At 45.7% G+C, this 686-nt stretch carries 1 protein-coding gene; it reads right to left on the bottom strand.

Going from position 1 to position 686, the window contains the following annotated elements; genetic code table 11:
* Position 1: 1 nt before the first annotated feature.
* A complete protein-coding gene (locus BLX24_RS30940; protein ID WP_445422168.1) occupies positions 2-583 on the bottom strand; it encodes a phytanoyl-CoA dioxygenase family protein in 582 nt (193 codons plus the stop codon).
* Positions 584-686 lie beyond the last annotated feature (103 nt).

Raw genomic sequence — 686 nt, 5'->3', positions numbered from 1 at the left:
ATTACCCGCCGGCGGCTTTGCGCTCCTTCAAACGGTGATTGCTGAACACGGTGCCAGAGGCTGCCGTTNCAATTTCCAGCGCAACCTCCTTAGGGTCTGGTTTATGATCCATAAACTGCCGTTTATAGAAGAGCGTTTGCAGAATATGCTGCTTATGCGTGCCGGGTAACACCCGCAACCCTCCATTAGAAGACGGACAGTCATCCAGATGAAGCCCTACGTTCAGCATCGGCATTATGCGTTGACCCAGAAACAGATCTCTCGGACTATCGGTATGCCACCCCATCTGCGAAAAACTGCTGAATTTCGACCGCACATAATGGTTGACCACCAAACCATCTTTTTCATCTTCACTGATGCGGCCTTCATAAGGGCCTAAAAAACCAGTCAGCGACTGCAACCGGTCATCATTTATAAACTCCCTGAGCACGGGGCTGTGCTGATTGGCAAAAGCAAACCGTTGCACAATGCGGTTATTATGTTCATCTCTCCCGTATTTTATGGGGACTCCATTTATTTTTTCCAGATCATTGTCAATCCAGTTCTTTTCAATCCGCTGTAATTCGTTTACAAAAGACTGAATGGCTTCTTTATTAACAAAGCCTTTAAAATGGATATAGCCGTTTTTATCAAAAAACGTTAATTGCTCCTGCGTAAGCTTATCCGTAAATGTGAACGTCCGGTAT

It is taken from the genome of Arsenicibacter rosenii (genome assembly GCF_001870735.1).
Taxonomy (GTDB): Bacteria; Bacteroidota; Bacteroidia; order Cytophagales; family Spirosomataceae; genus Arsenicibacter; species Arsenicibacter rosenii.
Note: the sequence above shows the minus strand (reverse complement) of the source record. Positions and strands in the feature narration are given on the sequence as shown.